Source organism: Rhodococcus sp. OAS809, from assembly GCF_040546695.1.
In the GTDB taxonomy this organism is placed as follows: Bacteria; Actinomycetota; Actinomycetes; order Mycobacteriales; family Mycobacteriaceae; genus Rhodococcus_F; species Rhodococcus_F qingshengii.
This window is the reverse complement of sequence record NZ_JBEPOI010000001.1, coordinates 264,236-288,700: the sequence shown is the minus strand read 5'-3', so window position 1 is coordinate 288,700 and position 24,465 is coordinate 264,236. Positions and strand designations below refer to the sequence as shown.

The window sequence follows — 24,465 nt, the reverse complement described above, 5'->3', positions numbered from 1 at the left end:
CTTCGGCTGCTCAGAAGTCTTCGTCGATGCATGCGAGCCGATTACCTGCCATGCCCGCCTCTCCCGACGCCGTCTTCGTCCGGTCGGCATGGATCACCACAGACCGCGCCTCACCTTCGCGGAACTTCCAGTCGACCGTGGCTGACGAGTGAGCACTACCGTTCGCATCGGTGGTGATGTCGAGCCAAACCTCGTTGGAAGGGTTGGCGTACGCGGAATCGGTCGATGGTGATTGGGCGGCTGCCGCCGGATCCACGTTGTTCTGATAATGCGGCCCGGAGTCCGCCGGGTTCGGGCCGCACGGCCGTGTATGCACGTGTACACCCAGATCGCGATCGGGGGCAAGCCCGCAGACCTCGAATGTGACGGTCGTGCGGCCACCCTCGTTCTCGGATTCGACGTGGACCGCAGACCCCACAGGAACGACAACCTCGTCGTAGGTGAAAGCGTCGTCGTCACTCGCCTGACCGGGTGCCCGAAACACGTCACCGTCGAGACCCGGAAGAAAGCTGGGAACCGTCGTTGTCAGGTCTAGCGGAGCGGGTGGTGTTTCGACAGTGGCATTGTCGTTGGTCGAGTCGTCACTACCGCCGCATCCGGCCGCGACCAGCGCGACGAGGAAGAGGCCTGTGACAATTGTCGAGCGGCGTAGATCCGTCCGTCGTGGTTGCATGATTTGGCAGTACCCGCTCGCGCCGCACCCATTCGTCGCCCGCGGTTTTCCCTCGCTGAGGATGCCGGCGCTTATTCGAACCGTACGTCGTCCGGACCCTTGTCCGGTCGCAGTCCGCGCCACGTCGGATGCCTGACCAGACCTGCCGTCGTCCATTCGGTGAACGCGATCTCGCCAACCAGCCGCGGCGTCACCCACACTGCGTCCTTTCGTTCGGCGGGTTTCAATTCGGCCGAGAAGGGGCTGGTTTTGCGCGACATGCGTTTCAACGTGCGGCTCAAGGTTTCGAGCGCCGATTCGGTGAATCCGGTACCGACCCGGCCGATGTAGCGCAGCCCGTCCTCGTCGGGGACACCCAACAACAACGAACCGAGGCTGTTGGCGCGAGCACCTTTGCCCGGCCGGTAGCCACCGACCAGGACTTCCTGGGTGCGCTGGTTCTTCACCTTGACCCAGGATCGTCCACGCTGGCCTGGCAGGTACGGGGAATCATTGCGTTTGGCGACGATTCCCTCCCAGCCGCGGCGGCGACTCTCGTCCAGGGCGTGTTCGCCATTGCCCTTCAGCCGAGCGGGCACGGTGAGCCCCTCGCACGAGGCGACGAGCTCGTCCAGTACTCGGCGCCGATCGACATACTTCTTCTTCATCAGTGAAGTTCCGTCGAGAAACAAGATGTCGAACGCGAAAAACTCCGCGGGGTACTTTTTCGCCGCACGTTCGATATCGGCTGCTCGTCGCAGGCCCATTCGGTTCTGCAGAGCAGCGAAACTCGTGACGTCGTGCGCGTCCAGTGTGACTATCTCACCATCGAGGACTGCGGCGTGTTCGCCGAGAGCCGGGCCGATCCAAGCGAGGTCGGGATAAGTGGATGTCAGGTCGAGCCCAGAACGGCTGTGCAGTCGAAGTTTTCCGTCGAATACTTCACCGACCGCCCGAATTCCGTCCCATTTGCCCTCGAAGGACCACTCGCCGGCGGCCAGGGTCTCCAGATAATCAGCAGGACGGAGGGTGGCGAGCATCGGCTGCAGACCGCGTGGTGGGGCACCGTGTTCGGTCGCCCCCTTCGACGGCTGTTCGCCATCGCCGGAAGGTATCGGCCGTTCGTCGGCCTTCTTGATCCTGTGCATCAACCATCGATCGGCCTTGGTATTGATCAGTGCATACTGCCCACGTATCCGGTCGCCGTGGAGTTCGAATACCAGCTTCCCCGTTTCCCACTTGATCGGGGCATAACTACCGGAATCGAAAATCTCGACCCGTCCACCTCCGTACTGGTCGTCAGGGATGGTTCCCGACAACATCCGGTAGTCGAGCGGGTGGTCTTCGGTCTGAACGGCGAGACGGTTGGTTCCCGGTTTGGCCGGGACCCCCTTCGGCACCGCCCACGAGACGAGAACACCGTCGTGTTCGAGTCGGAAGTCCCAGTGCAGGTTGGTCGCATGATGTTCCTGGATGACGAAGCTGGGTTCGTCGGGGGAATCCGACCCGTGCCCGTCGGTCGACTGTTCTGGCATCGGCTCGGGTGTCTGGCCTCGATGACGTTTGGATCGATAGGTGCGGAGCGAGTCCAGAGACTTCGGCAACAGGTCGCCGTCGCTTCGACATCGTTCGAGTACCTCGTCGAAACGTAACTGGCGCAGGCCTTTCTCTTCGAGTTCGGACCAATCCCGGGGCGCCGCGGCAGTCGGTTCGGCTCGACCCCGCAGCGAGTACGGTGCCACGGTCGTCTTAGCAGGGTTGTTCTGGCTCCAGTCGACGAATACATTGCCTGAACGTTCGGTTTTCGCCATGGTCGCGGTCACCAGCTCCGGCCAGTCCTTGGCGAGTTGCTTGGCGAGCTTCTGGGCGAACTGCGACGGTTCCGAGTCCAGAGTCGTGATCAGCTCGGCGTACACGTGAATGCCTTTGCTCCCACTGGTCACCGGATACGACGACAGCCCTACTGCTGTGAGATATTCTCGAACTGCGAGGGCAACGCGCGCGCAGTCATACAGTTCCACACCCTCGCCAGGGTCGAGATCGAAGATCAACCGGGTAACTGGGCCTGGCTTACCCTTGACGACTGTCCATTGCGGCACATGAAGTTCCAGCGCGGCGAGTTGGCCCATCAAAGCCAAGCCTGCAGTCGAATCGACAAGGGGGTAGTCGACAGTGCGGTCTTGGTGGTGCACAGAGAACCGCGGCACCCATTGCGGTATTGATGGCGGGGCTTGCCGTTCGAAGAAGTAGTCCGCGTCGACACCATCGGGCCAGCGTTTCCTTGTGACGGGACGTTGCGAGAGATGAGGCAACATTGCCGGTGCGATCTCTTTCAAATATTCGATCACCTGACCTTTACTCGTCCCGGTATCGGGGTACAGCACCTTGTCGAGATGGGTGAGGTTGAGTCTGTGTCCATCGATCGTTGTTGCCGGCATCGCGGAAATCTACCTCCTTGCGGTCCGCGGTTTCCTATGTGGAAGTGGTAGCCGATCCACGCACAACGAAACACGCTGGAAAGGTGCGAAAGTCGGTCATGCAGGCGTATGTTGCCCGCGTTTTACACTCGAAAGGCCCGGGCGCCAGGCGAGGAGATGGTGTGAAGGAGTGGCCAACGGGTCCCGATGATGTCGAACTTCTGGTGTGGACCGAGTCCGAGGATCGCGAAGCTCGAGGCGATATATTCTGGGGAAACGAGGTGCCCGCTACACATTTCGTCATTTTCCCGGTGAAAGGACTACGACGCAGAAAGGCGTCGGCGGCGAGGGGAATGTATCCCACGCGCCGAATGCCGCTGCTGATGCTGCCCGAACCTGTTCTGTCGCCTCCTGAACATCATCCTTGCGGAACTTCTGAAACATTGTCCGCTGCAGCGGAGTGCAGCGAGGTAAGCCACGGAACGGCGGGCGCGCCGCAACACGCAGACTGGGTGCATGCGGGGGGCTTCCCACATGCAGTGTGGCCATCGTCCTGGGGTGGACGGCGGGGTTACTGGGTGTAGCGCGCATGCCGATTGCGGATCTCATGGTCTGCAACGACTCTGGAGTTCGCTCCGCATTGCAAAGGATTAGTCGCGACGATGGAGCGGCACCAAATTCTCTCTGGTGATTGCGGATCGGCTCCGGTGTGAGCCATGTGTTCATGGGCCGGTCTGAAGGGCTTTCTCCATGATGATCGTGGCGGACAGCTCACCACCCCCGCTGGTGCCAGGTTTTTGGTCGAGTCCCACGTGGTCCACAAGCGCCTTCAGAACGAACCATTCGAATGAGGAAATGCTGGCATCGATTGGAAGGGTGATGTTGGCGCTGAGGGTGATTCGCAGCCTGGTGGGCTCTGCGACGTTCGCGAAGACGCACACCAGGACGCTCGACAGTCCTGCGTGGTTGATGAGGATGGTCGCGGCCTCATTGACGGCGAGGACCAGATCCGCCAGTGCGTCCAACGAAGGGCGACATTGGGTGGCGACCGTGCGCACGGTGGCTCGCAGGACCGGCAGTTGGTCAGCGGAGGCTGGAATCGCGAGAGAGGGGGAGAACAAAGGTGAAACCTTCGCCCGCTCGAAAGACGTCACGTGAACCATGCTCCTGTTACCTGAGAATAGGCGTTGCGGCTCCGCGATGGCGTGTAGCGCCCTGGAAATGGGACACGCAACCGCAGTTCAAATACCCGCAGGACGTCGGCGCCAAACTCGTGGACAGTGGGCCGGCATCGACTGAGTGGATACCCCCGAGCGCTGCGAGTGTCCCGGGTTCATTACTGCTCGGTAGGTTTGCGTGACGGTTCCTTCATGCTCACGTGTTGATCTCGCGCAGGCAGTCGGCCGGTATTGGCCGCGAGTACCCCCTGTGCAACTGTGTTTTTCATTGAGGTAGCCATTGGTAGGTCTGCCTGTACGAACTTCGTTTGCCGCAGTTCCAATCAGTGCGGGCGCACGGGGGATGGGTGAGGGGGTCGTATTTCGAGTCCGAGTCCGAGGGCGAGTGATCCGCCTACGCGGGACAAGATCCAATGACGACCCGATCTCAGCAAACAACGCAGACTCCGCGGTCCGCAAATGGCGGGAGCACGGTAGGAATTCACAGTGCTGCTAGGGAAGTCGACGTTGTTTGAGGAGTATGGCGAGCGGGTACGTCGCCCTCGATGGGGTGATCGGCTGAAGGAGGATGCCATGATCATTCTTGGAGTTGTGTTGTTGATCGTCGGCTTCTTGACGGGGATCTCGGTCTTGTGGACGATCGGCATCATTCTCGTTGTCGTCGGGGTCGTTCTGTTTGCGCTTGGTGCTGCCGGACATGCCGTAGGTGGTCGGCGGCACTACTACTGACCCTGCGGCGCTGGACGCCCGGGCCGATCTCGACATCCGATTGTCTGATTGTGAGCCGAAATCCTGGAAACGGCGCAGGATGGCGGGGTTGGAGGGCCCGCGGTTGTCGGGCATCCCATGTTCGTTGCGCATGTCACATGTCACGGGCGAGGAGTGGAACATGTTTGACCGGAAGGCATCCCGAGAAGAGCCCGAGGACGTTCGCGCCGACGAAGTGGACGGCCGAGAGCCCGTGACCGGAGCGGTTCACGATGTGAGACCGCCCGGTCGGATGTGGGTGCCGCGAAGCCGGGGTGCTGTCAGCGGCATCTTGCTGATTGTCCTCGGGGTCTGGGGAGCGCTCATTCCCTTTGTGGGACCGTACTTCTCGTTCTCTTTCGTGCCGGATGAAGCATGGACGTGGACCTCGGGTCGAGGTTGGCTCGAAATGCTTCCCGGTGTGGTCACCGTCATCGGCGGGATTTTGCTGTTGCTGAGTGCGAATCGCGTTGTCGCCAGCCTCGGGGCGTGGCTGGCGGTCGTGGGTGGCGCATGGTTCATCGTTGGCCCGACACTGGCGCCGGTGCTGCATCTCGGGGAGGTGGGGACGCCGTCGGCGACCGAGCCTGCGATGAGGGCTGTGCAGCAGTTGGCATTCTTCGAGGGCCTCGGTGCGGTGATCTTGTTCCTCGGGGCAGCGGCGGTCGGACGGTTGTCGCTGCGCAGTCATCGTGATGTCGAACGCGCACGGCAACCGGTGCCGTTCGGCAGCGCTGTCTCGGAATGAGTGCTCTGTAGAGGTTTCACTCCCGGCGTCCACCGGGCTCGGTGTCCCTTTTTGCGGTCCTTGTCCGGTAGAGGCAGCCAACAACAAGCGTCGTCATCCCCGCAGCATTACACGCGGGTGAAAGAAATGGAGCGGCAAAGACGATTTCGTGTCCGGTTCGGACTCGGTGCCTTTGGCTCTACCCGTCACCTAGTGCCGCGTTGACGGGTACGCAGGGACCGGCCGATGACCTCCGGCTGCCCTCTGTGGCAAGAGATGCTTCGTGCTCACGCGCGGGTGTATTAGGGAGTGACTTTCTGGGCATTGCTGTGGCTCAATACCTGAGTATCGACATCCCCACAGCGATCTTTCGCGGTCTTGTTCCCTTTCAAGGCAACGTAATTGATCAATCTTCCGTCGCGATCTTCAGGAGCGCGGGAGGTAAGCGCAAAACCGCTGCGATGGGCGCGTTCGAGGGCACACCACTAGGGCAACTCTTGAACACTTTTCTAGTCACTCGTGGAGAGTGGAGTGGTGCCCTGCGATTTTCGGATTTCGAAGGTATCTCGCAACGGCCTAGGTTCTGGCGTGCGCGGCAGTGTCTCTCGCGGCGGGCGGTACTTCGTCGTCGTGCCAGCGCAGGTCGCCGGGCTGGCAATCGAGTTCTTCGCAGAGCGCTGCCAATGTCGCGAACCGTATCGCCTTTGCGCGACCATTTTTGAGGACGGACAAGTTTGCCGCTGTGATGCCGATCCGTTCGGCGAGTACGCCGACAGGCATCTTGCGTTTGGCCAGCATAACGTCTATGTCGACGATGATCGGCATCAGAGGACCTCGTCGAGTTCGGATTGTAGCTGCTTGGCCTGCGAGTCGAGTGCAACAGCTTGAGCGAGCAACGTACGCAATACGTAGACGACGAGCGCGACACATGCGACCAAAGACAATCCGCAGATAGCCGACCAGTCCAGGTGCTACGACATCCGCAGGGGTGTTGTGGTTGGCGAACCGTGCTACGACACCGATCGCGCCGATGACACCATCGACATATCGGAACGCGGCGTCGAAGAAGACCGTTCCTCGGTGCGCCGTAGTCGATAGACGCCAGATGCAAACAGTGATCAGTTGGAGACGCACCGCGCCCGATGATCTGATCAGTGCCAGCGAGTTTCGAACACTGGCAGGAACGTCTTCGGAGTCAGATATCCAACAGCATCAACATCGCGATTTGCACGACCACAGACCCTGTCAGGGCGACAGCGATGATCACGCGCAGCGTCCGCACAACCCAATCTTTCATCAGATTCCTGTTCTGCGCCTCTCGATGCATTCGTCAAAGATGAGGGCACGACTAGGCGTGCGCGGGTTGCTACCGGGACGCCAAATGTTCCGCAGTGCGGTCGACACCGGAAAGTGCTCTGCTGAAACATGTCCAGCTTGAGTCGGGCATGTGTTCAGGTTGGTCTGTAAGCTGTGATCCCACAATGTAAGGCGGGTGTTTCGATGGTCGATGTGTTTGTCAGGTTTGGGGGTTCCGGTGTGGTTCCGGATGAAATTGCCTGCGCGGCATTACAACCTGTCCTTGACAGCATGTATCACCGTTGTTGCGGGGAACCGCTTCCGGCAGTGGAAAAAGAGCTTCGATACGCGGGAAGGGGTGCCTTCGTGCGTACAGGGATCGAAAAGTTCGCCAAATATATCTCCGCTGGTGATAGGCCGGTGTTGATCAGCCCGGGTACGTGACGAACGTCGACAACGACGAAGGATCTGGCCGATCGAAGGACCAGGCGGGACGGCGACGGGTTTGAGTAGTCAACACGTGTCGCACCAGTCGTTTTCAGTGGAATCGTTTTCAGTGGAATTCATGACGAACTCAACCGCGGGAACTCCTGAGTCGCATCCTGAGGCGTGCGTACGATGGATCCGGCACGAGGATGCGTCCTAGTCTGCCACCGCAGAGATCGTGTGAGACCTCCCGAGACGCCGGGGGCGTAATTACAGAAGCCCCGTCGATCGGAAGAAGTTGGTGACGGCATCGGCATCGGTCATACCGTAGACGTCGATGGTGAGTCCCGTCTCCATGTTGACGTAGCTTCCCGACACCTGCCCGGCCGAACCATCACTGATGTTGACTCCCGCTGTGCGGGCATCGTTTTCGACCAAGGTGTAGTTCCCGTAGTCGTATTCCCGGTAGCCGAGAAGCGTTTTCTTCGCTTCCTTCAGGTTAAGGCTGGCTGTGAAGCGATTGCCGTATTCGGAAAAGCTTTTGGCGAGTTGATTGGATTTTTTGATATCGCAGCTGATCACCAGGGCACCGTCGGTGGTGAAGGTGGATTGCCGGCAGTTTTCGGAGGCACTGCCCAAGGCTGTGGGGAGGGCAGCTTTGACGGCGTCGGCGTCAGTGACCGGTCCGGCAGCGGTGGTCGATGCGGGTGTGGTGCCGGCGGCGGCTGGATTGTCCACGCCCGGGTTGTCCGGTGACGGGCGCAGAACGATCACCGCTGCCACGATTGCTCCGATGACGACGAGAGCTCCGGCAGCTGCGAGGTACTTGATTCTTCTGGAGTTGGACGGCTTCGACGTGTGAGGACGTTGAGCGGCGGCGGCGCTCAGAGTGAAGGCAGGTTGCATCTGCTCAGGAGCGGGGCGGGTAGTCGGGCCTGTCCCGAAGCTAGGAGCAGCGAGCTGCGGGGTGGCGTAGTCACGTTGAATCCCGCCCCCGATTAACGCCCCCTGCGCGACCACTGTTTTCGGGTCGTCGAGTGTCGCGATCGGCCCGAGGGCAGCGAGACGTTGATGGACCAGCGGTATCCGCGACGAACCACCAGTCAGGTACAAGGCCGAGAGCTGACTCGGATGAGTGATGCCCGCATCGGTGAGTGTTTGTCGCGTCAACGCGACTGCGCGGTCGACCGCCGGGGCGATGAGGGATTCGAATTCCGGGCGAGTGATCGACAGCGTTTCCTGATGCCCGTTTCCGTTGACGGTGATCGTCGCTGACGGGCTCGAAGAGAGCAGTTCCTTGGCTCGTTGGATGGAGTCGTCGAGACTTCGGGTGACATGCAAGGGCGCGGAGGTGCGGATGAAGTGCAGCAAGTCGGGATTGCGATCGCTGAGCATGTGATCGACCCACCCCCGTAATACCGCGTCGAGGTTCTTGCCGCCGAGGCTGTTATCACCGCGGGCGGCGATGATGTCGAACGAATTGGCATCGGTTGCAGTCAGGACCGCGATGTCGAGCGTTCCGCCGCCGAAGTCGAACACCGCGATCTTCGTGCCGGCGGGCATGGTTTCGGTGCGTGAGTAGTAATGCGCGGCTGCCCGGGGTTCGGAGACAGTACTGACCCGTCCCGATCCGTAGCCGACCCTGGCTGCAGCGTCGAGCAGCACCCCCACCTCGCGGGGTGACCAACCCTCGGGATGCGTCAGGACCAGATGTGAAGGCGCTTGGTCGCGGTGGGCGGCGGTGGCACGCCCGATCACGGTGTGCAGGACAGCAGCGACAGGCAACGACGCGGGGATATCGTAGCCGTTGACGTGCACCATGCCTTGTGCGACGACGCGTTTGGGCGAGGGAATGAAGGCAGCAGGATTCGTCTCGGCCCGGTTCAGGGCGACATCCCCAACATCGATGGTCCCTGGCGATTCCACGAACACGGCCGAACTCATCAGGTTGCCCTGGTGGGTCAGAGACAGAGTTTCCACTGCTCCGGTCACAACACCGGTGTGCGCGGCGGCAGTATTCGATGTTCCGAAGTCGACGCTCAGCATCCAACCCGACATGATGTGTCTCTTTCCTGTGATTACTTCTCTGCCGCGCTGGGACAGTCTTGACGTGTGGTGTGGGCGTTATTGGTCGGTGACGGAACAGAACATCCACTGGCCGTCTTCGCGGACGTATTCGACCAGGACAACGCCTTCGTCGGTGGCGCCATCTTTATCTGTGATGATCCGAAGACGGACGGAGGCGTTGTCGCCGACGACGTTCGAGGAGATGAATTCCTTGACCGTGATCGTCACAGGCCCCGTCGCGGGGGCTTCGTCGGGGGTCGTTGTCACGGTGACGTAGCCGGCGCAACGCATAGATTCGACGGCGGCTTTGTCCTCTGCACTGACGGCGGCGAGGTATTCGGTTGTCCGGTCCTGGACCGCTGTGATGTCGTCAGCGGTGCCGGGCGCGGTGTTCACTGTCCGGATGGGCGAGGCGTTGTGCGTGGTGGTGTCGTTGTTCGACGAGGTCGACACCCAGACCGCTACCCCGACAGCGCAGAGTACGACGAGTACTCCTGCACCGACGAGGACACCACGTGAGCGGGACCACGACGACCGCGTCGCGAGGGCCGCTCCAGCCTCGAATGGCGAGGACTGCGAGCTGTGCGAATTGTGAGTGGGAACGCTGCCGGTACGGGCCGATTCCCCGAACAACGGCGCTCGTGTGGGCGCCTGCTCACCTGCACCTGCACCTGCACCTGCACCTGCACCTGCACCAGCGGAAGTGGTCGATGGAAATGGGCCGGCTGGTGCAGCAGACGATCGTGTCGTGGCGATCAGTGCGCCCTGAACGACCACTGTTTTCGGATCGTCGAGAGTTGCGATCGGCCCGAGTGCGGCGATCCGGCTCTGCACCAGCGGGATCCGGGACGAGCCGCCGGTCAGGTACAGCGCCGTCAACCCTTGTCGTCCGGTCAACCCTGCGTCCACCAGAGCGGCATGGGTCAAGGCGGCTGCGCGCTCGATCTCCGGAGCGATGATCGATTCGAACTCGGCGCGGGTCAGGCTGAGGGTTTCGCGGCGGTCGTGCCGGCTGTCCACTACGGAAATCGTCGCGGAGTCGGTGGAAGAGAGGAGTTCTTTGGCGCGGCGGATAGAGTCGTCGAGGGTCCGGAGGATGTGTGCCGGCGCAGCGGTGCGCAGAAAGTGCAGCAATTCTGGGTTCTCGTCCTGAAGTCGGCTATCGACCCAACGGCGCACGAGCGCATCGAGATTCTTTCCGCCGAGGCTGTTGTCACCGCGCGCAGCAATGACCTCGAACGTGTCGGCGCTGGTGGCGGTGAGGACGGCGACATCCAGGGTTCCACCGCCGAAGTCGAAGACCGCGATCTTCGCGCCTGACGCGAGGTGTTCGGTGCGGGTGTAGGAGTGGGCTGCCGCACGCGGCTCGGACACCGTTGCCACCGAGTCGTTCTGGTATCCCAGGGCTGCCGCCGCGTCGTGGAGAACCTCGATTTCGCGCGGCGCCCATCCTTCCGGATGAGTCAAGACCAGCCGGGTCGGTGTTTGGCCGCGGTGTACTCCGGTCGCTCGATCGAGGGCGAACCGCAGCACTGCCGCGACGGGTAACGAGGCGGGGATGTCGTAGCCGTTGACGTGCACCATGCCTTGTCCGACGACTCGTTTGGGGGAGGGGATAAACGCTGCTGGATTCGTTTCGGCCCGGTTCAGGGCGACGTCTCCGACGTCGATGGTGGTCGGCGATTCCACAAATACGGCCGAGCTCATCAGGTTGCCTTGGTGCGTCAGGGGCAGTGTTTCTGGTGATCCGGAGCGGATTCCGGTGTGCGCGGCAGCAGTATTGGAGGTTCCGAAGTCGACTGCCAGAACCCACCCTGGCGCCGGGGGTGGGTTGCGGTGTGGTGTGTTCATGCCTGCCTCCGCATGCTCGTGTAGGTGCGCACCAGTTCCGCCAAAGCTGCGTCCTCTGCTGCGGTGCGCGTGGAAATCGCCTGCCGCTGAACGTGAACCAGTCGTTCCCCGGCATGGTGGGCGAGCTGCCCGGGGCTGGTCTCGGGGTGCACGCCGAGGCGTTCGGCGTCGGTCCGGCCGGAGAGTAGTCGTGTCAGTTCGGTGACGACGGGCGCGTGCGGGTCAGCGAGTAGCATCCCGCGCAGTGCTCGATACAGCAGCACAGGGTGCATCGCCGGATCGTTGCGCACCCAGTCGGTGATGGTGCGGATGTGCTCGCGGGCAGGGTGATTGACGGCGAGAAGGTCGAATTCGGCGAGGATCCGATCGGCACGGTGCAGCGCCGCGAAATCCTGTAGTGCACTCTCGAGCAGATATTTCACCTGCGAGATCCCTGAATGTTCGGTGAGCCACTGATTCACCGCGTGCGCGCCCTGCCCAGCGACGGTGCGAGCGCCGAGGACGCCGTATTCACCGAGCAGATCGAGTAAGCGATCACGCATCACTGGCCCGAGCTGTTCGGGGCTTTCCGATTCGAGGAGATCCATCAACTCCAAGTTGTTCATCGATGCGAGGGTGTGCAGGGCGATTGCGTCGGCTTCGGTGACCTGCCCGGTGTGGCTGCTCTCTGCCAGAAGACCCGCAACCGGCACCACGGTGGCTACCGACTGCGCCAGTCGCTGCGCGAGCTTCTGTGCGTGTGCGTGTGCGTGTTCGATCGGGTTACGTTGCCCCAGTGCACCTTCGCCGAAACTGTCTGCTCGGGAGAGCACGCCGAGGGTGTTGAGCGGGGTGAACCCGAGTTGGCGCAGGAAATCCATCTCGTCGGCTCGTGGGGCGCTGTCGAAGAGGAACACGGCGCCGTCTGCGTCGACGGACGCGGCGCGGGTTTGGGCGAAGCCGTCGATCAACGCGGCCCTGGTGCGGTTTTCGTTCTCCACGGTCAGTGTCGCGAGGCCGGGAGTATCGACGAGGGTGAGGTTGGCCAGTGCCTGCGTGGGCAGGTGCCGGTGCACGTAGGCGATGTCCGCGGCGTCGACATCGAGGCTCACCGAGGTGCCGGCGGCGAGTGGGATCGGGCGGCGGTCACCGTCGAGGGTGACGAGTTCGGCCCGCGAGGGCGCCCCGGCCTGGTACACGGTGACGACGTTGGTGGCTTCCAACGCTGCGGTTTCAGCGACCGGTGCCCCGATCAGGGCGTTGACCAGTGTCGATTTACCTGCCTTGAGGCGGCCGACGATCACCACTCGCGGCGGTGACCACAAGATTGCACCGATACGGTTGGCGTGATCGACGAGATCCCCACCGAGTCCTGCGAGGGAGTGCAGGCCGCGGTCGAGAGCAGTGCGGACTGCTTGTTGCCGATCGAACTGCGCGGTATTCGGCGGGTACGACGCATTCATAGGGGCATCGGGTCCGTCGGAGCGACGTAGACCGCGACTTCGGCGAACCGGAGGATCCCGGCTGGGCCGACCCAGCCTGGCCGGACCAGGGTAGCGATGGTGCCGACCTGGTCCGGGGTGGCCGCGACCGCGCCGGAGACAGCCTTGTGATGTGCAGAGTCGAAGAGGGCACCAGGGGCGGCGTCGAGAATGTGGACGTTGACCTGCGCGAGGTCTTCGCGGATCCGTTCACGGGCGGAGGTGCCGCCGTCGAGGTCGTGGATACCGATCAGAGAGTTGATCAGGCGCCGATCCGCATCGACCGGCATCCCGTGTGGGACCGCAGCCGGTGCGGGCGCGGTGACAAGTGTGTCATATGGGGCACTGTCGTCATGTTCGGCGGCCGCGGGTGTTCGGGCGGTGCGCAGCATCCAGCCAGCGGCGATGCCGCCGGCACCCACCAGCACAATCAAGACGAGTGCGAGCGTTGAGTTCATGAGATCGTCGCCTTCTCCGAGTCGGACACGGCTGTGGCCGGTGTGGATGCTGATGGGGGCGTGGACAGTCGGGTGATGAGGTTCTCCACTTCCGAGGAGCGCGCCGTCACCACTCGCAAGTTGTTGTTGAGGCGCTTGAGCGTCGCATCACGCGTCGCGCCGTCCAGACGCGCCGCTTCCTTCGCGTCGGTCATCTGTTGCTGCACTTCGTCAATGCTGGTGCGCAGGTGTTCGCGGTAGCGGATCACAATCTCTGGCCGCGAGAGCGCCAACGCCGCCTCGAGCATCCGCGAAGTGCTCGCTTTTGCGGTCGCCACGGTCTCTCGCAGCCACGTCAGGAGGTTCGTCTTTCCTGCTCGCATCGCTTTGTAACCGAGGTTCACCCCGACCCACACAACGCCAGCGATCGCCCCGACTCCGATCAGAGCGCCGAGCATCGAGGTACCGATCATGCCCATTGTCAGCACACTCGGGTCGAGTAGGCCTTGCTTCTTGCTACCGACCTGACCGGTAGTGAGGGGGTCGGATTGCATGGAGGTGATGACATCGGCTTCGATGCTCCGCCATACGGTTTCGGAATCGAAGAGCGGAACCACGATGCCCCGCAGCTGATCGAGGAACACCTGCACCGCCGCGGTCATCGCCGCGAGGAGATCCGCTTCGATCTCGCTGGTGAACGCCTGTGGGTTCTTGCGCAGTACTTCCATGCCGGAGGAGTTGATCCGGTCTGTCCACTTCGATTTAACGCCGTCGAGTTGTTCCTCGAGGCTTGTCGAGGCAGCCTGTCGGGCGAAGACGAGATCTCGGCCGAGGTACTGCTCCCACTGCGTCGACTGCGCTTTCAGCTCGGTGAGCCGGTCCCGCTGCACCGCCAATTCCGGTAGCGCGCCGGCGCCTTCTTGGGTGACGGCGATGTCCGCGGTGATCTTCGCGTGCACTTTCCGCAGCCCTTCGAGTGCGGTCCGCAGGCCGTCGACCTGGGCGCGGTGGTCCGAATTTAGTGAGCTCTGGATGTGGGTGCGGAGAGCGGTGATCCCGGAGGCCTTCTCGGCGGCGCCTCGGCGTATCGGATCTGCAATGTCGGCGGCCGCGAGAGCACGCACACTCGAGACCCCGAGCACGGGGATGGTGCGGCGCAGATGAGTACGAAGCAGGCGACGGTTTTCTTCCACGATCGGTTTCCACCGGCGCAGATTCTTGTCCGTTTTCGTCACCACCACGATCACCGCTTCCACGGTCGCAGTGCAGGTTCGAATGAACTCCATCTCCGGTGCGGTCAGCGGGGAGGTGGCATCGCAGACGACCACGATGACACCGGCCTGCTGCGCCGACTGCACCGACAGTTGCGCACGGACTGCATCGAGTCCGCCGGATCCGGGGGTGTCGACTACGACGAGACCTTGCAGATGAGGGGAGGAAACGGGCACGATCGCCCTGGTCGGGAGTACCTCGCCCTGTGTGTCGGCGACATGGCGCCCCGTGGTGCTGACCCAGTCCGCGACCTCGTCGAATCCGATGCGGCGTACCGCGCCAGGGAACACCAGATCCGCCGAACCTGGCGGATATTCAGCCCCAGCTGGCACCAGCGAGACCGTCGCAGAGGTGGTGACATCGACATCGACAGGTGAGACACCCCGAACCCCGACGAGGGCGTTGACCAGTGAACTCTTACCTCGATTGACCTCCCCGACCACCACCACGGTCCGCTGATCGTGCCCGCCGGACGTTTTCGCGGCCGCGGCGTCGGCTGTCGCCGTGAAGCCGTAGGTGCGCAGGATTTTCGTCGCACCGGCCAAGACGGACTCTGTCTGGCTGCGCAGGTCGCTGCCAGGGTCCGCTGCGACAACGGCAGATTCGCCGGACTCCGTCACCTCTGTCCTCTCCATCGCTCGTCCCGCCTGGTGCACGACGTGCCGTCGCCCAACCACCCACTTCGGGAGGGGAGCTGTCCGACTCGCGGTCAAAACCCTATCCGAGGTGAGCACACAGTTTGTGCGGTGCATTCACAAGTCAGATGCGCACAGCGCGCAGAAAGTTCCCACGAGACCCGAACGAAATTCAGCAGCCACGTCCAGGCGAGTGATCGAAGACCCGATGAACGCGGATCACACTGGGAGCACCGCGGATCCTGCGCCTTGGATTCCAGGAGGCCCCGCGAGAGCGGTGGTCGCGTGCATCCACCGCAGCTGCGTCGATGGAAGATCTCTGCTGCATACTGCCGGTATGACCGATCGCTTCGACGAAGAGTTGGCAATGTTGGCTGAGGTCCGAGCGTATATCCGTACCGTGGAAGGCTCGGCTTTCCCCGTCTCGACATCTGTGATCGACCGGGTGCTCGACGAACGCAACAACGCCCACCTCGGATCCGCGGAATCCGATATCGGCTTGCCAGTCGACGATCGGTAGGGATGAACACCGCCCACGAGCGACACCATCGGAGCAGATGAACAAATTTCCAGGCCGTGGGAACAAAACCCGCCGCCATCCCATCTGATTGTCGAGGGATCCTTACCTGGTCGGTTCGGCCGGTTCAGGTCGAGCACCCGGAAATGAGTGAGGACATGACAGTACTGAGAGAGGGAAAGATGCGCGCGAAAACTTTTGCGCCGCTGGTGGCAGCCGTAGCGGCGATACTGCTGGTAACCGGATGCTCGAGCACCAGCGAAGGCCAGCCGAACGCCGAAAGTGAAAGCGGCGGTAGTGCGACCGTCGCTGCGCAAGGCGGCGCACCTGGGGAGATGGATTCCGGAACATACCGCACCACCCCGCAAGCCGACTTCGGGACCGTGACCAGTATCAACTCCGGCCGCTACGTCGAAGGACAGCGGATGGCCGAATTCGTCGTCCTCCCCACCGAACTCGACCCACTGCTGACGGGTCCTGCGGGGATGTCGACCTACGTCATCAAATCCGGCAGCGCTCTCTGAGCGTCCTGCTGACAGGTAAGTCACCGGACATTGCCGAACGCGAAGGCATGCTGACTGGGTTCTCCACTTCCCGCTCTTACAAGGACAAGAAAGCGGACAAGTCCATCGTGCACGCCGTGCTCCGGTTCCCGGACGCCGAATCAGCGCAACGGGCAGCGACGGACATGTCCGCCGACGACGCGCTCCCCAGCGAGTATTTGCCCGCGGGCGTACCTACGAGCATCGACATCCTGCCGGACACATTGACCACCACTCGCGAGAGCTCCGAGGGTACGTTCAGCTCCAATTCGTTCACACCACACGGGCAGTACATCATCTACACCTGGGCCAGCGCTCCGATCGCAGAAAAGGACTGGACCGCGCAGATCACCGCGAAAGCGCTCGAACAACAGGGACCGATGATCGACAAGTTCCCCGCCACCGCAGCCGACAAGTTCGCCGAACTGCCGATGGATATCGACAACGTCTTAGTGCTGACGATCCCGGAGGACGAAGGCAACCGCACCACCAGTTCCGACGCCGTCTACGGACCCCGCGGGGCGGCGCACTTCTCGACCAACCCGACACTGACACTGGACTTTATGGACAAATCCGACACAACGCTGATGGCACGTTCAGGAAGCAACGTTTACCGGTCCGAAAACGCCGACGGCGCAACGACACTGTTCGACCTGTTCAAGGGCGACATCGTCGACTCCGAAGGATTCACTCCATCCGCCAACCCACCCGGTGTCCCGAACGCGGCCTGCTTCACCAAAGACACCCCGCAAGGAACGTACAACTACTGCATCGTCCACCAAGGGCGATACCTCGGTGAGGTCAGCGCCCTCGACGACGAGACGAAGGCCCACCAAATGGCCACCGCACAGTACAAGATCCTCGAATCCGCGAAATAGTATCTACAGCAACAACGTCCGGCGTACACCTCCGAAGGTGTACGCCGGAACTCGTTTTCGCCCTTACGGAGGCATCGGCCGCAGTGACGTAGGCGTCGGACTCCACCTCCAAGTAGCGTCAAGTCCCGAGCAAGCGTCCGTTCCCGCCGGACACTCGGTGGGTGCCGAGCACAAACTCGACGGGCACAGCCTCGGCCGACCGGCGCCGACATCCGCGTTCAAAGGGCCTATCGTCCTTCAAGTTTCGCGGCATCCAAGGTGTCGATGAGAGTTCGGTCGGCACCGGCAGGGATTAAGGCGTCCCGAATCTATTGCGGGCCTGCAGCATTGCATCAACTGAGGGCCGCCTCGCGTCCTTGGATGGCTGAGACGACAAGATTGCTCTTGGGCAAACTCGTTCCGGAATCTACGGCGTCGACCCATGCGCTTGTTGTTGCGACGGCAGCGAAGTTCGAATGCAAAAGAATCATGAGGGTCTCGTGCAGGGACTGCGCCGATACCTGACCTGCTTCGTTGGCCAGATGGATCGCACCGCTGGCATCTGACAAAATCTCGGCGGCGAACCCGAGAGCTTCCGCTTCCACGGCGGTGCCGAGGTCGCAATTGTTGGTAATGTACCCGACGATCGTGATGGTGTCGATGTCTTTCGCGTGCAGCCAATCGGCTGTATCGGTGCCGGCGAAGACGCTCGCGTACTGCTTGTGGATGCGCTTGGTTTCCGGATCGAGGTGATCCTCGAGCGCTGGGTGAAGTGACCATCCGGGCGTACCTTCGACAAAGACCGGGGCGGCCTCGGGCATCCGATGTTGCACGACGACGACGGGAAGGTCATTCGCGCGAGCGACCTTGACGGCGCTGAGGATGTTGGCCAATGACTCCTCACGCGGTGGGTACTGGATCTGCAGTGGACCGTCGAAGTATTCCTGCTGTACGTCGACGACGATAAGGGCACGGCGAGGTGTAGGCACTTTCATCACTCCTGGAAGGTCGGTCGGGTTCGGTTTCGTATCGGCGATCCTGACGGTCGTCTTCCATTGTTCGGTAGGTGTCTATGCATCCGTGAGTGGCACGGGTGCATACTTTCGATGACTTTGCGCCATGATGTGGAAGAGACCAAATGCGAATCGCCGTCTATGCGTTCGACAGCATCACGATGTTTCATCTCGCAGCGCCGTTGATGGTGTTCGGTGAGGTGGGCAGGCTCGGGCTCGCACCTGACTGGGAAACCAGGTTGTGGTCCGATCGCGCGGGCGCGGTTCGGACCGTCGAGGGATACTCGGTCGGCGATGTGGCGGGACCGCGGACACTCGATTGGGCCGACATCGTGATCATCCCTTCCTGGCCGCTACCACTTTCACCGATCAGCGAGTCATTGCGAGCCAAGCTGTGCCGGGCGCACGCTCGCGGCACCCCGATCGTGGGGTTGTGTCTCGGCGCTTTTGCCGTCGCCGACGCCGGACTCCTCCATGGTCGCTCGGCCGTCACGCACTGGGAGATGATGCCCGCGCTCGCTAAAAACCATCCAAGTATCCGCTTGGACGAGTCGGTGCTCTATATCGACCACGGCGACGTGATGACGTCCGCGGGGACGGTGTCGTCGGTCGATGCTTGTCTGCACCTTGTGCGCAAGCACCTCGGATCCGCAGTTGCCACCCGCGTGGCGAGAAACCTGGTCGTCGCGCCGCATCGAGAGGGTGGTCAGGCCCAGTACATCGAGAGACCGCTTGCGGAACCTGCGGGCGACACAGCTGTTGCAGACGTGCTGGAATGGGCGCTCGGACGCCTGGACGAGCCGCTGTCTGTCGACCGCCTCGCAGGTCAGGCGCGGATGAGTCGACGAAACTTCATACGGCAGTTCCGTCTTGTCACGGGAACCACTCCGGCACGCTGGATTCTCCAGCAACGACTGAGCGAGGCGCGAGTTCTCCTGGAGACGACCGGTTGGAGCATTGACGCAATTGCGCTGGCGTGTGGGTTCGGAAGCACGGTGACCTTTCGACAGAACTTCACATCCGCGTTTGCGACCGCACCTTCCACCTACCGGAAGCAGTTCGCCGAGCACCCCCTTGACGGCACCAGATAACATGCGCCGGCGCGGTGGACCAAAGCTACTGCAACAAGGAATTGCGCCTGGATCTGACCAGTCATTCGCTCCCACTTCTGCGCGTCAACGGTAGACAAGACATCTTCCCGCCCCACAGTCCCGGGTCAAACGCACCGCCCGACCGCGATCCGCCGCGCCCAGAAGGACCTGGGTCTAGCGAAATCGTCAACCGGTGGGTGCGCCGAGTGCGGCGACGAGTTGCGTCCGGGCGCGACTGATCCGACTTTTCACAGTCTGGACCCCGACTCCTTGATGTGCGGCGATATCCGCGTAGGAGAGTTCCGCAAATTCGCGAAGCACGATTGCGACCCTGAAATCTTCCGGCAGCTGAGCGAGCGCTCTCCGGACCACGTCGACGTCAGCGACACGGTCCGCAGTCAGCGAGGCCGGATCGTGCAGTTCGACAAGATCATCCGGCGCAGTCGGGTCAGGGGTACGCCGCCGCATCGTTGCCAGGGCCGCGTTCGCCGCAATACGGTGCAGCCAGGTGCTGAATTTTGCATCTCCCCGGAAACGGTGCAGGTTCTGCCAGGCCGCGGTGAGGGCGTCCTGGAAGGCGTCCTCCGCGTCGTGATGGTGCCCGGTAATCTGCAGGCACACAGCCCACGCGTGGGCGCGATGTCTGCCGACTAATTCGCCGAAGGCCCGGCTGTCGCCTTCGCGGCACAGCTGCAGTAGCGCAGTGTCGTCCATCGGTCCCCTCGGTTGGTCAGCGGTCAGAATATATATGCCTCAGGTGCCCGCAGCACGTTGCGACCACTCGCCTGTCCGTTTTGTGTGGTTTCACGGCTGGTGAAATGCGGGGGGTGAGGCGGCGCTCGTTCACATGCCGTCGCCGAGATCGATGTCATCGGGGATGTCCCCGTCGTCACTGTCGTCGGGGACATCGACGTCTCCGAAGTGCTCGAGGATCGGATGAGCATCGCTGCTGCCACCGTTCACGGTGTCGTCCTCGCCGAGGGTCCCGACATCGTCGACATCGCCTGCCGGGCGGACGGTGTCGTCCATCAGGGGGGCGAGTGTGTCGTCGGCCGGGGCGCTGTCAGGATCAACCGCATGCGCGAGGGCCACGGACCACACGTCTTCGGGGGGTTCCGGCAGAAACGACTCGCGGGCAATGCCGAGTTCGTCGAACAGGCTGCCTTCGTCACCGGACATTGTGGATCTCACTTTCTCTGATCATTCGGCCGCCGCCTGCGTGCGGTGAGTCATCGATGGGTCAGGGTAATGATCGCCCATGGTCGCGGAGTCAACGCAGCGACGGTCGGATCGACCGTGGAGTCGGCAAGGTCGGCATCGGGAACGTCGGCGACGAGCATCTCATTTCCGGAGTCGGACCACGCGTCTTCGAACGTGTCGATGGGCACTTCGAGTTGATTGCCGTCGGGATGGCCGGGATCGGAGAGGATGACTACGCCGCGTTCGGTGTCGATGCCGGCGACCACGAGCGCGTGATCCGGGGTGTTGTCTTCGACGGTCTCCTCACCGGGATACCAGATTTCGCCGGAGTCGACCATCGTAACCACCCCGTACCCATCGGACAGCTTTTCCTCGAGATCACTGATCGAACTGGTTTCAAGATGGCACGGCACGCCCTGGTCCTCCATGAGGATTTCCATGCTCTTCGACGTCATCCCTTGCGAAGGATCACCGTTCGGGAACAATCCGAGCTCGAGTGCTCGATCGACGAGTTGCTGCGGATCACTGATGTCGAGGCCTGTGTATTCGGAGACGATCTGGGCAACGGACGACGGGCCGCAATAGCCGTCGACCTCCTGGTAAAACCAGTCCGCCGTCCATGCGGTGGGCGTTCCGTAGGTTCCGTCGGCGGGTGCCGTCGTGGCGTCGGGGTCTGGCATAGGTGCCTGGGCGGGATCGGGAGGCGGGGCATCGTCATGTGATGGGGTGGGCGCCGGCGGGCCGGGCGACGGATCGGCGTCTGTGTCGAGTTCAGGGAAAGACATGGTGGGCATGGCTGGCATCGCATTCGCACTTGGCGGCACGTCCGGAGCGTCGTCCCACATCGACGGCATCGCAGGCATGTCGATTCCTGCACTGTCTCCGAGGAAGTCGACTCCATCATCTGTCGGTGTCGGATCAGCGGCGTAATCGGTGTCGGCTAGGTCGGTGCCGAAGTTCTCATCCATGTGTTTCCCATCAAATGTCCGGCACCGAAGTGCGAATACCGAGTTGTCGTGCAGAACAGCGAAGCCGAATTCGGACTTCGATCAGAGATCTATTGCGTCGGGTGCGGATGCCGCCGCCGCCGTGTCAGGGATGTCGGCTGGATCAGCGACATCAGGTACCGGGTTCCAGTCACCGGTCTGACCGGGATCGGTGACGAACTCGTCGGCGAACCCGTCGCCGTCGCCGTCGATGCCCGCGAAGTCGAGAATTCCGTCGCCGTTTGTGTCCACGATGACAGTGTCGACTCGCCCGTCGCCATCGGAATCGAAATCCGCTTCGTCTGCGAGACCGTCGAAGTTGGTGTCGAGGACGACCCCGTCGATGCGGCCGTCGTTATCGACGTCGATCTGGGTGATGTCGGCGTACCCGTCTCCGTTGCTGTCGATGTCGACGACGTCGAAACGTCCGTCACCTGCGGTGGATGTTTCGACGACATCAGAGACGCCATCACCGTCGAGGTCATGCTTGATCTGATCGACGTCTCCGTCGCCGTCCAGATCGATCTCGATGGTGTCGACGATGCCGTCGCCATCGAGATCGCGAGCCGAACCGTAGCCGCCTTCGGTATCCGGACCCGGCACCGGACGGGAGGTCGGTGCGGCGGAGTCGGTGCCGGTGAACTGAGCATCCTCGGGATTGCCCGTGACCTGAGGGTTGGAGGAGATGCCGTCTGGAGTGGCCATCGCAGAAGTCCTTTCGCTGTGGTGACGCAGCGACCGTTCGCTGGTGTCGACAATGAGATGCTTCGGAACCGCTGAAAGTTCCCGAGCAGATGAAACTTGTTAATTTCTGCACGTATTGTCAACGCTGGATCGGGAAGCACTCCTTGGCTGGAGGCTCGTTCGGCTCGGGTAGCTCAACGGCGTGCCTTGCTGGGAAGGTTTGCGTCCCCTGGGTTTCGTGTGGCCCGCGCCTTGACCGAGGTGCTGGAGCCTCGGTGCTGAAGGAGTGACTGTGTCGACCTCATTGTGAGTCAGAGCCCCTGATGGTCTTACTGTTTGCCGACCAGTTCGAACATGTAGTCAGGTCCCAATGCTCGACACGTCAACAGCCAGCTGATGTTTGGCGCCGTGGGGCCGCGGGCAGTATGGCATTGGCCCCTCGGACAGACGTCACCATGTAGGTCTGAGGGGCCACCTGAGTCTGTGCCCGGCTCCCAGCGCACGGGTCCGTCCCGTCGCTACTGACGAGCGATCGGACTGACCATCCATGTTTGCAACGTGTTGGATGGGGCATCAGTGATGTGGGTCCGCCGGAACGAACCCCCATGTTTTCCGGCGGGCGCTCGTCTGTCTGTCGAACTGGTAGTTCGATCCGAGAGGCCCCTCATCTCTGTCGTAGCCGACGGATGATGTGGCCCCCGCGCTGACCCAGCCGATTTGTTGCCAGTGCCCGGCACCTTCGTTGGCTCTGTCGGAGGCAAATTCAATGGACAAGGATGCGGAAGTTGCAGTGAAGTATCAGGTGGACGTGCAGTGTGCCGCGCGATATCCCGAGTCGGGCGCGATCGCTCCTTGGGGCTCAGTCCTCGATCGTGCGCTGAAGTTGTGTCGCCTTCGTCGCGTCGAGTGCTTCGGTGGACTGCCGATACGACCAAGCGCGCGGGCAGCGGCGCGGCCAGCAGCTGCGCGTTGCTGGATGCGGGAAGCCGAATGATATTAGGGCGCAAAGTATTTGAAGATTAGCGCCCAGTAGGAAGTTTGGCGTGTCGATCGTTTCCGCCAATGACGTGAACGACACCCCACACACCTGGAGAGCTTCGACCCTCGCGGTCAGGTTCGTCTACGACCGTCCGAGCCGCACACGACCAACGGGTCGCGGCCCGACGGGGATCTCGCAAATTGTGCAGGCAGGTCCGATCCTTCTTCTCGGCGCTCGCAACGTCCCCCGACGTTCGGTCGGTGGCGGCCTTCGCGAAAATTCCGTCAGAAGTCGAAAATGACCGGAACGCAAAGCTGCAAATCGGTCCGAGTGCAGCCGCACTGTGTGCCGGTTCCGTCTACGCCCCAGGAAGTCCCGTGGAGGTTAAACCCGCGGCGCACAACGATGAAGGGTTCGATCAGCCCGCCACGAGGTCGGTGTAGGACACGACGAGGACGACGATCGATAGTGCGAGCATGCCGAGGCAATTGATCCAGAATTCCTGCTTCACGAAGTGTGCGCGGATGTGTGCGTACGCGGCACACACGAAGTAGGCAACAACACCCGCGGTGGCGGTGACGCCCACTCCGGGGAAGTGCAGTCCTGCGAGCAGTCCCGCGGCGGCGAGCAGCTTGACCACGACCAGCGTCCACCACCAGTCGCGCGGGTAGGCGACGCCATCGAGGCAGTTTTGTATGAAGGCGGGTGGGCGGATCGAGAGCAGGGCATCGGCCAGCAAGATTGCGGCCAGTGCCGCGGTCGGCCACCAGATGTGCGGTGTGGCGATCATGAAAGTTCTCCCTGGTTAGGTGATGTGGTGACGAAGTTGATGATGTCGAGGAAATGTTCGAAGTCAGATGCGGCGGCCGAGTCGCTGTCGTCGGCGCCGGCAGACATGAGCAGGCCGAGATATCCGAAGTAGATGACGTACGCACCGCGCTCGGCGCGTTCGTGGACCAGCCCCGCGCGGACGAGGGTCGCCTCGATCTCGGTGACCAGCGCGTGGCGGAGCTGCTTGAAAATCTGCGACTCGACCCGGCCACTGACGATGATCGCTGCGTAGGCACGGGATAGTCCGGGGTCCCGGGCGAAGTGGCGAACGAACGGTGTGAACAGGCTCAAGATCGCGTGGGGCGCGTCGGCAGCCGAGAGTGGGCTCGCGTCGTCGATGAGATCGGACTGGCGCTCACGGTGGACGGCGGAAATCCACTCGTCGTAGACAGTGACCAGCAACGATTCCTTGTCGCCGACAGCCATCACGGTGCCTGTGCTTACTTGAGCGAGCGCTGCGATATCCCGAATCGTCGTCGCGTCGAACCCCTGATCCCGGAACAACTGTTCTGCTGCCGCAAGCACACGCGCACGAGTCTTGGTACGTTTCTGCGCCCTTGAGTGAACCTGTTCACTGAACATGTTCACTACAATGGCCCA

Annotated in this window: 22 protein-coding genes and 1 pseudogene; 6 read left to right on the top strand and 17 right to left on the bottom strand. The window is 62.1% G+C overall.

The window, feature by feature from the left end; genetic code table 11:
• Positions 1-10: 10 nt before the first annotated feature.
• From ABIE52_RS01365 to ABIE52_RS01355, 3 genes are all read right to left on the bottom strand, one after another.
• Positions 11-673, bottom strand: a complete 663-nt coding sequence (locus tag ABIE52_RS01365) for a superoxide dismutase family protein (RefSeq protein ID WP_192713052.1) — start codon at positions 671-673, stop codon at positions 11-13.
• A gap of 71 nt (positions 674-744) precedes the next feature.
• Positions 745-3,090 carry an ATP-dependent DNA ligase gene (locus ABIE52_RS01360; protein ID WP_192713053.1) on the bottom strand — a complete coding sequence of 782 codons (2,346 nt, stop codon included), beginning with the start codon at positions 3,088-3,090 and terminating at the stop codon, positions 745-747.
• A 701-nt stretch (positions 3,091-3,791) separates the two neighbouring features.
• Positions 3,792-4,223, bottom strand: a complete 432-nt coding sequence (locus ABIE52_RS01355) for an ATP-binding protein (RefSeq protein WP_192713054.1) — start codon at positions 4,221-4,223, stop codon at positions 3,792-3,794.
• Between the two features lie 597 nt (positions 4,224-4,820).
• On the opposite strand from ABIE52_RS01355, the gene ABIE52_RS01350 reads away from it, so the two are divergent.
• Both ABIE52_RS01350 and ABIE52_RS01345 read left to right on the top strand, forming a co-directional pair.
• Positions 4,821-4,976, top strand: a complete 156-nt coding sequence (locus tag ABIE52_RS01350; protein WP_192713055.1) for a DUF6131 family protein — start codon at positions 4,821-4,823, stop codon at positions 4,974-4,976.
• Between the two features lie 160 nt (positions 4,977-5,136).
• A complete protein-coding gene (locus ABIE52_RS01345; RefSeq protein ID WP_192713056.1) occupies positions 5,137-5,742 on the top strand; it encodes a hypothetical protein in 606 nt (201 codons plus the stop codon).
• A 555-nt stretch (positions 5,743-6,297) separates the two neighbouring features.
• Here the strand turns inward: ABIE52_RS01345 and ABIE52_RS01340 are convergent.
• The 7 genes and pseudogenes from ABIE52_RS01340 to ABIE52_RS01315 all read right to left on the bottom strand — a co-directional run bounded on the left by ABIE52_RS01340 (position 6,298) and on the right by ABIE52_RS01315 (position 15,150).
• Positions 6,298-6,546: a helix-turn-helix domain-containing protein gene (locus tag ABIE52_RS01340; protein ID WP_192713057.1), complete on the bottom strand. Its 249-nt coding sequence runs from the start codon at positions 6,544-6,546 to the stop codon at positions 6,298-6,300.
• 243 nt (positions 6,547-6,789) lie between these two features.
• Positions 6,790-6,855, bottom strand: a pseudogene (locus tag ABIE52_RS33985) (hypothetical protein); the annotation flags it as partial.
• Between the two features lie 858 nt (positions 6,856-7,713).
• Positions 7,714-9,501 carry an Hsp70 family protein gene (locus ABIE52_RS01335; RefSeq protein WP_192713058.1) on the bottom strand — a complete coding sequence of 596 codons (1,788 nt, stop codon included), beginning with the start codon at positions 9,499-9,501 and terminating at the stop codon, positions 7,714-7,716.
• A 66-nt stretch (positions 9,502-9,567) separates the two neighbouring features.
• A complete protein-coding gene (locus tag ABIE52_RS01330) occupies positions 9,568-11,361 on the bottom strand; it encodes an Hsp70 family protein (RefSeq protein WP_192713059.1) in 1,794 nt (597 codons plus the stop codon).
• On the bottom strand, positions 11,358-12,803 hold the full coding sequence (locus ABIE52_RS01325; protein WP_192713060.1) for a GTPase: 1,446 nt from the start codon (positions 12,801-12,803) through the stop codon (positions 11,358-11,360). Before ABIE52_RS01325 ends, ABIE52_RS01330 begins: the two co-directional genes overlap by 4 nt.
• The gene (locus tag ABIE52_RS01320) at positions 12,800-13,279 is read right to left on the bottom strand and encodes a hypothetical protein (RefSeq protein WP_192713061.1); all 480 of its coding nucleotides are present in this window, start codon (positions 13,277-13,279) and stop codon (positions 12,800-12,802) included. Before ABIE52_RS01320 ends, ABIE52_RS01325 begins: the two co-directional genes overlap by 4 nt.
• On the bottom strand, positions 13,276-15,150 hold the full coding sequence (locus ABIE52_RS01315; RefSeq protein ID WP_354541404.1) for a dynamin family protein: 1,875 nt from the start codon (positions 15,148-15,150) through the stop codon (positions 13,276-13,278). Before ABIE52_RS01315 ends, ABIE52_RS01320 begins: the two co-directional genes overlap by 4 nt.
• A 352-nt stretch (positions 15,151-15,502) precedes the next feature.
• Here ABIE52_RS01315 and ABIE52_RS01310 point away from each other — a divergent pair, with 352 nt between their 5' ends.
• The 3 genes from ABIE52_RS01310 to ABIE52_RS01300 all read left to right on the top strand — a co-directional run bounded on the left by ABIE52_RS01310 (position 15,503) and on the right by ABIE52_RS01300 (position 17,102).
• Positions 15,503-15,685 carry a hypothetical protein gene (locus ABIE52_RS01310; protein WP_192713063.1) on the top strand — a complete coding sequence of 61 codons (183 nt, stop codon included), beginning with the start codon at positions 15,503-15,505 and terminating at the stop codon, positions 15,683-15,685.
• 155 nt (positions 15,686-15,840) lie between these two features.
• Positions 15,841-16,206 (top strand): DUF7373 family lipoprotein, encoded by a 366-nt coding sequence (locus tag ABIE52_RS01305; protein WP_354541403.1) that lies wholly within the window; start codon positions 15,841-15,843, stop codon positions 16,204-16,206.
• Positions 16,207-16,253: 47 nt separating this feature from the next.
• Entirely contained in the window at positions 16,254-17,102 is an 849-nt protein-coding gene (locus ABIE52_RS01300; protein ID WP_354541402.1) for a DUF7373 family lipoprotein, read from the top strand.
• A gap of 332 nt (positions 17,103-17,434) precedes the next feature.
• Here the strand turns inward: ABIE52_RS01300 and ABIE52_RS01295 are convergent, their stop codons facing one another.
• The gene (locus ABIE52_RS01295; RefSeq protein ID WP_192713065.1) at positions 17,435-18,070 is read right to left on the bottom strand and encodes an isochorismatase family protein; all 636 of its coding nucleotides are present in this window, start codon (positions 18,068-18,070) and stop codon (positions 17,435-17,437) included.
• Between the two features lie 149 nt (positions 18,071-18,219).
• Between ABIE52_RS01295 and ABIE52_RS01290 the strand changes: the two genes are divergently transcribed.
• Positions 18,220-19,185: a GlxA family transcriptional regulator gene (locus tag ABIE52_RS01290; RefSeq protein ID WP_192713066.1), complete on the top strand. Its 966-nt coding sequence runs from the start codon at positions 18,220-18,222 to the stop codon at positions 19,183-19,185.
• Positions 19,186-19,371: 186 nt separating this feature from the next.
• Here the strand turns inward: ABIE52_RS01290 and ABIE52_RS01285 are convergent, their stop codons facing one another.
• The 6 genes from ABIE52_RS01285 to ABIE52_RS01260 form a co-directional block, all read right to left on the bottom strand.
• Complete coding sequence (locus ABIE52_RS01285) at positions 19,372-19,899, bottom strand: RNA polymerase sigma factor (RefSeq protein WP_192713067.1); 528 nt, start codon at positions 19,897-19,899, stop codon at positions 19,372-19,374.
• Positions 19,900-20,028: 129 nt separating this feature from the next.
• The gene (locus ABIE52_RS01280; protein ID WP_192713068.1) at positions 20,029-20,376 is read right to left on the bottom strand and encodes a hypothetical protein; all 348 of its coding nucleotides are present in this window, start codon (positions 20,374-20,376) and stop codon (positions 20,029-20,031) included.
• Between the two features lie 38 nt (positions 20,377-20,414).
• Positions 20,415-21,353, bottom strand: coding sequence for a C39 family peptidase (locus tag ABIE52_RS01275; RefSeq protein WP_354541401.1), 939 nt, complete (start codon positions 21,351-21,353; stop codon positions 20,415-20,417).
• An 81-nt stretch (positions 21,354-21,434) separates the two neighbouring features.
• A complete protein-coding gene (locus ABIE52_RS01270; RefSeq protein ID WP_192713069.1) occupies positions 21,435-22,076 on the bottom strand; it encodes a hypothetical protein in 642 nt (213 codons plus the stop codon).
• 1,376 nt (positions 22,077-23,452) lie between these two features.
• Positions 23,453-23,824, bottom strand: a complete 372-nt coding sequence (locus ABIE52_RS01265) for a DoxX family protein (protein WP_192713070.1) — start codon at positions 23,822-23,824, stop codon at positions 23,453-23,455.
• Positions 23,821-24,390, bottom strand: coding sequence for a TetR/AcrR family transcriptional regulator (locus tag ABIE52_RS01260; RefSeq protein ID WP_354541400.1), 570 nt, complete (start codon positions 24,388-24,390; stop codon positions 23,821-23,823). The genes ABIE52_RS01265 and ABIE52_RS01260 overlap by 4 nt, the downstream gene beginning before the upstream one ends.
• Positions 24,391-24,465: the final 75 nt, after the last annotated feature.

Coding starts and splice junctions, on each gene's coding strand:
- ABIE52_RS01340 (WP_192713057.1), bottom strand. CDS start 6,546: ATGCCGATCATCGTCGACATAGACGTTATGCTGGCCAAACGCAAGATG.
- ABIE52_RS01265 (WP_192713070.1), bottom strand. CDS start 23,824: ATGATCGCCACACCGCACATCTGGTGGCCGACCGCGGCACTGGCCGCA.
- ABIE52_RS01310 (WP_192713063.1), top strand. CDS start 15,503: ATGACCGATCGCTTCGACGAAGAGTTGGCAATGTTGGCTGAGGTCCGA.
- ABIE52_RS01335 (WP_192713058.1), bottom strand. CDS start 9,501: ATGTCGGGTTGGATGCTGAGCGTCGACTTCGGAACATCGAATACTGCC.
- ABIE52_RS01285 (WP_192713067.1), bottom strand. CDS start 19,899: ATGGACGACACTGCGCTACTGCAGCTGTGCCGCGAAGGCGACAGCCGG.
- ABIE52_RS01305 (WP_354541403.1), top strand. CDS start 15,841: ATGACAGTACTGAGAGAGGGAAAGATGCGCGCGAAAACTTTTGCGCCG.
- ABIE52_RS01330 (WP_192713059.1), bottom strand. CDS start 11,361: ATGAACACACCACACCGCAACCCACCCCCGGCGCCAGGGTGGGTTCTG.
- ABIE52_RS01275 (WP_354541401.1), bottom strand. CDS start 21,353: ATGGATGAGAACTTCGGCACCGACCTAGCCGACACCGATTACGCCGCT.
- ABIE52_RS01360 (WP_192713053.1), bottom strand. CDS start 3,090: ATGCCGGCAACAACGATCGATGGACACAGACTCAACCTCACCCATCTC.
- ABIE52_RS01365 (WP_192713052.1), bottom strand. CDS start 673: ATGCAACCACGACGGACGGATCTACGCCGCTCGACAATTGTCACAGGC.
- ABIE52_RS01270 (WP_192713069.1), bottom strand. CDS start 22,076: ATGGCCACTCCAGACGGCATCTCCTCCAACCCTCAGGTCACGGGCAAT.
- ABIE52_RS01345 (WP_192713056.1), top strand. CDS start 5,137: ATGTTTGACCGGAAGGCATCCCGAGAAGAGCCCGAGGACGTTCGCGCC.
- ABIE52_RS01320 (WP_192713061.1), bottom strand. CDS start 13,279: ATGAACTCAACGCTCGCACTCGTCTTGATTGTGCTGGTGGGTGCCGGC.
- ABIE52_RS01300 (WP_354541402.1), top strand. CDS start 16,254: ATGCTGACTGGGTTCTCCACTTCCCGCTCTTACAAGGACAAGAAAGCG.
- ABIE52_RS01290 (WP_192713066.1), top strand. CDS start 18,220: ATGCGAATCGCCGTCTATGCGTTCGACAGCATCACGATGTTTCATCTC.
- ABIE52_RS01325 (WP_192713060.1), bottom strand. CDS start 12,803: ATGAATGCGTCGTACCCGCCGAATACCGCGCAGTTCGATCGGCAACAA.
- ABIE52_RS01350 (WP_192713055.1), top strand. CDS start 4,821: ATGATCATTCTTGGAGTTGTGTTGTTGATCGTCGGCTTCTTGACGGGG.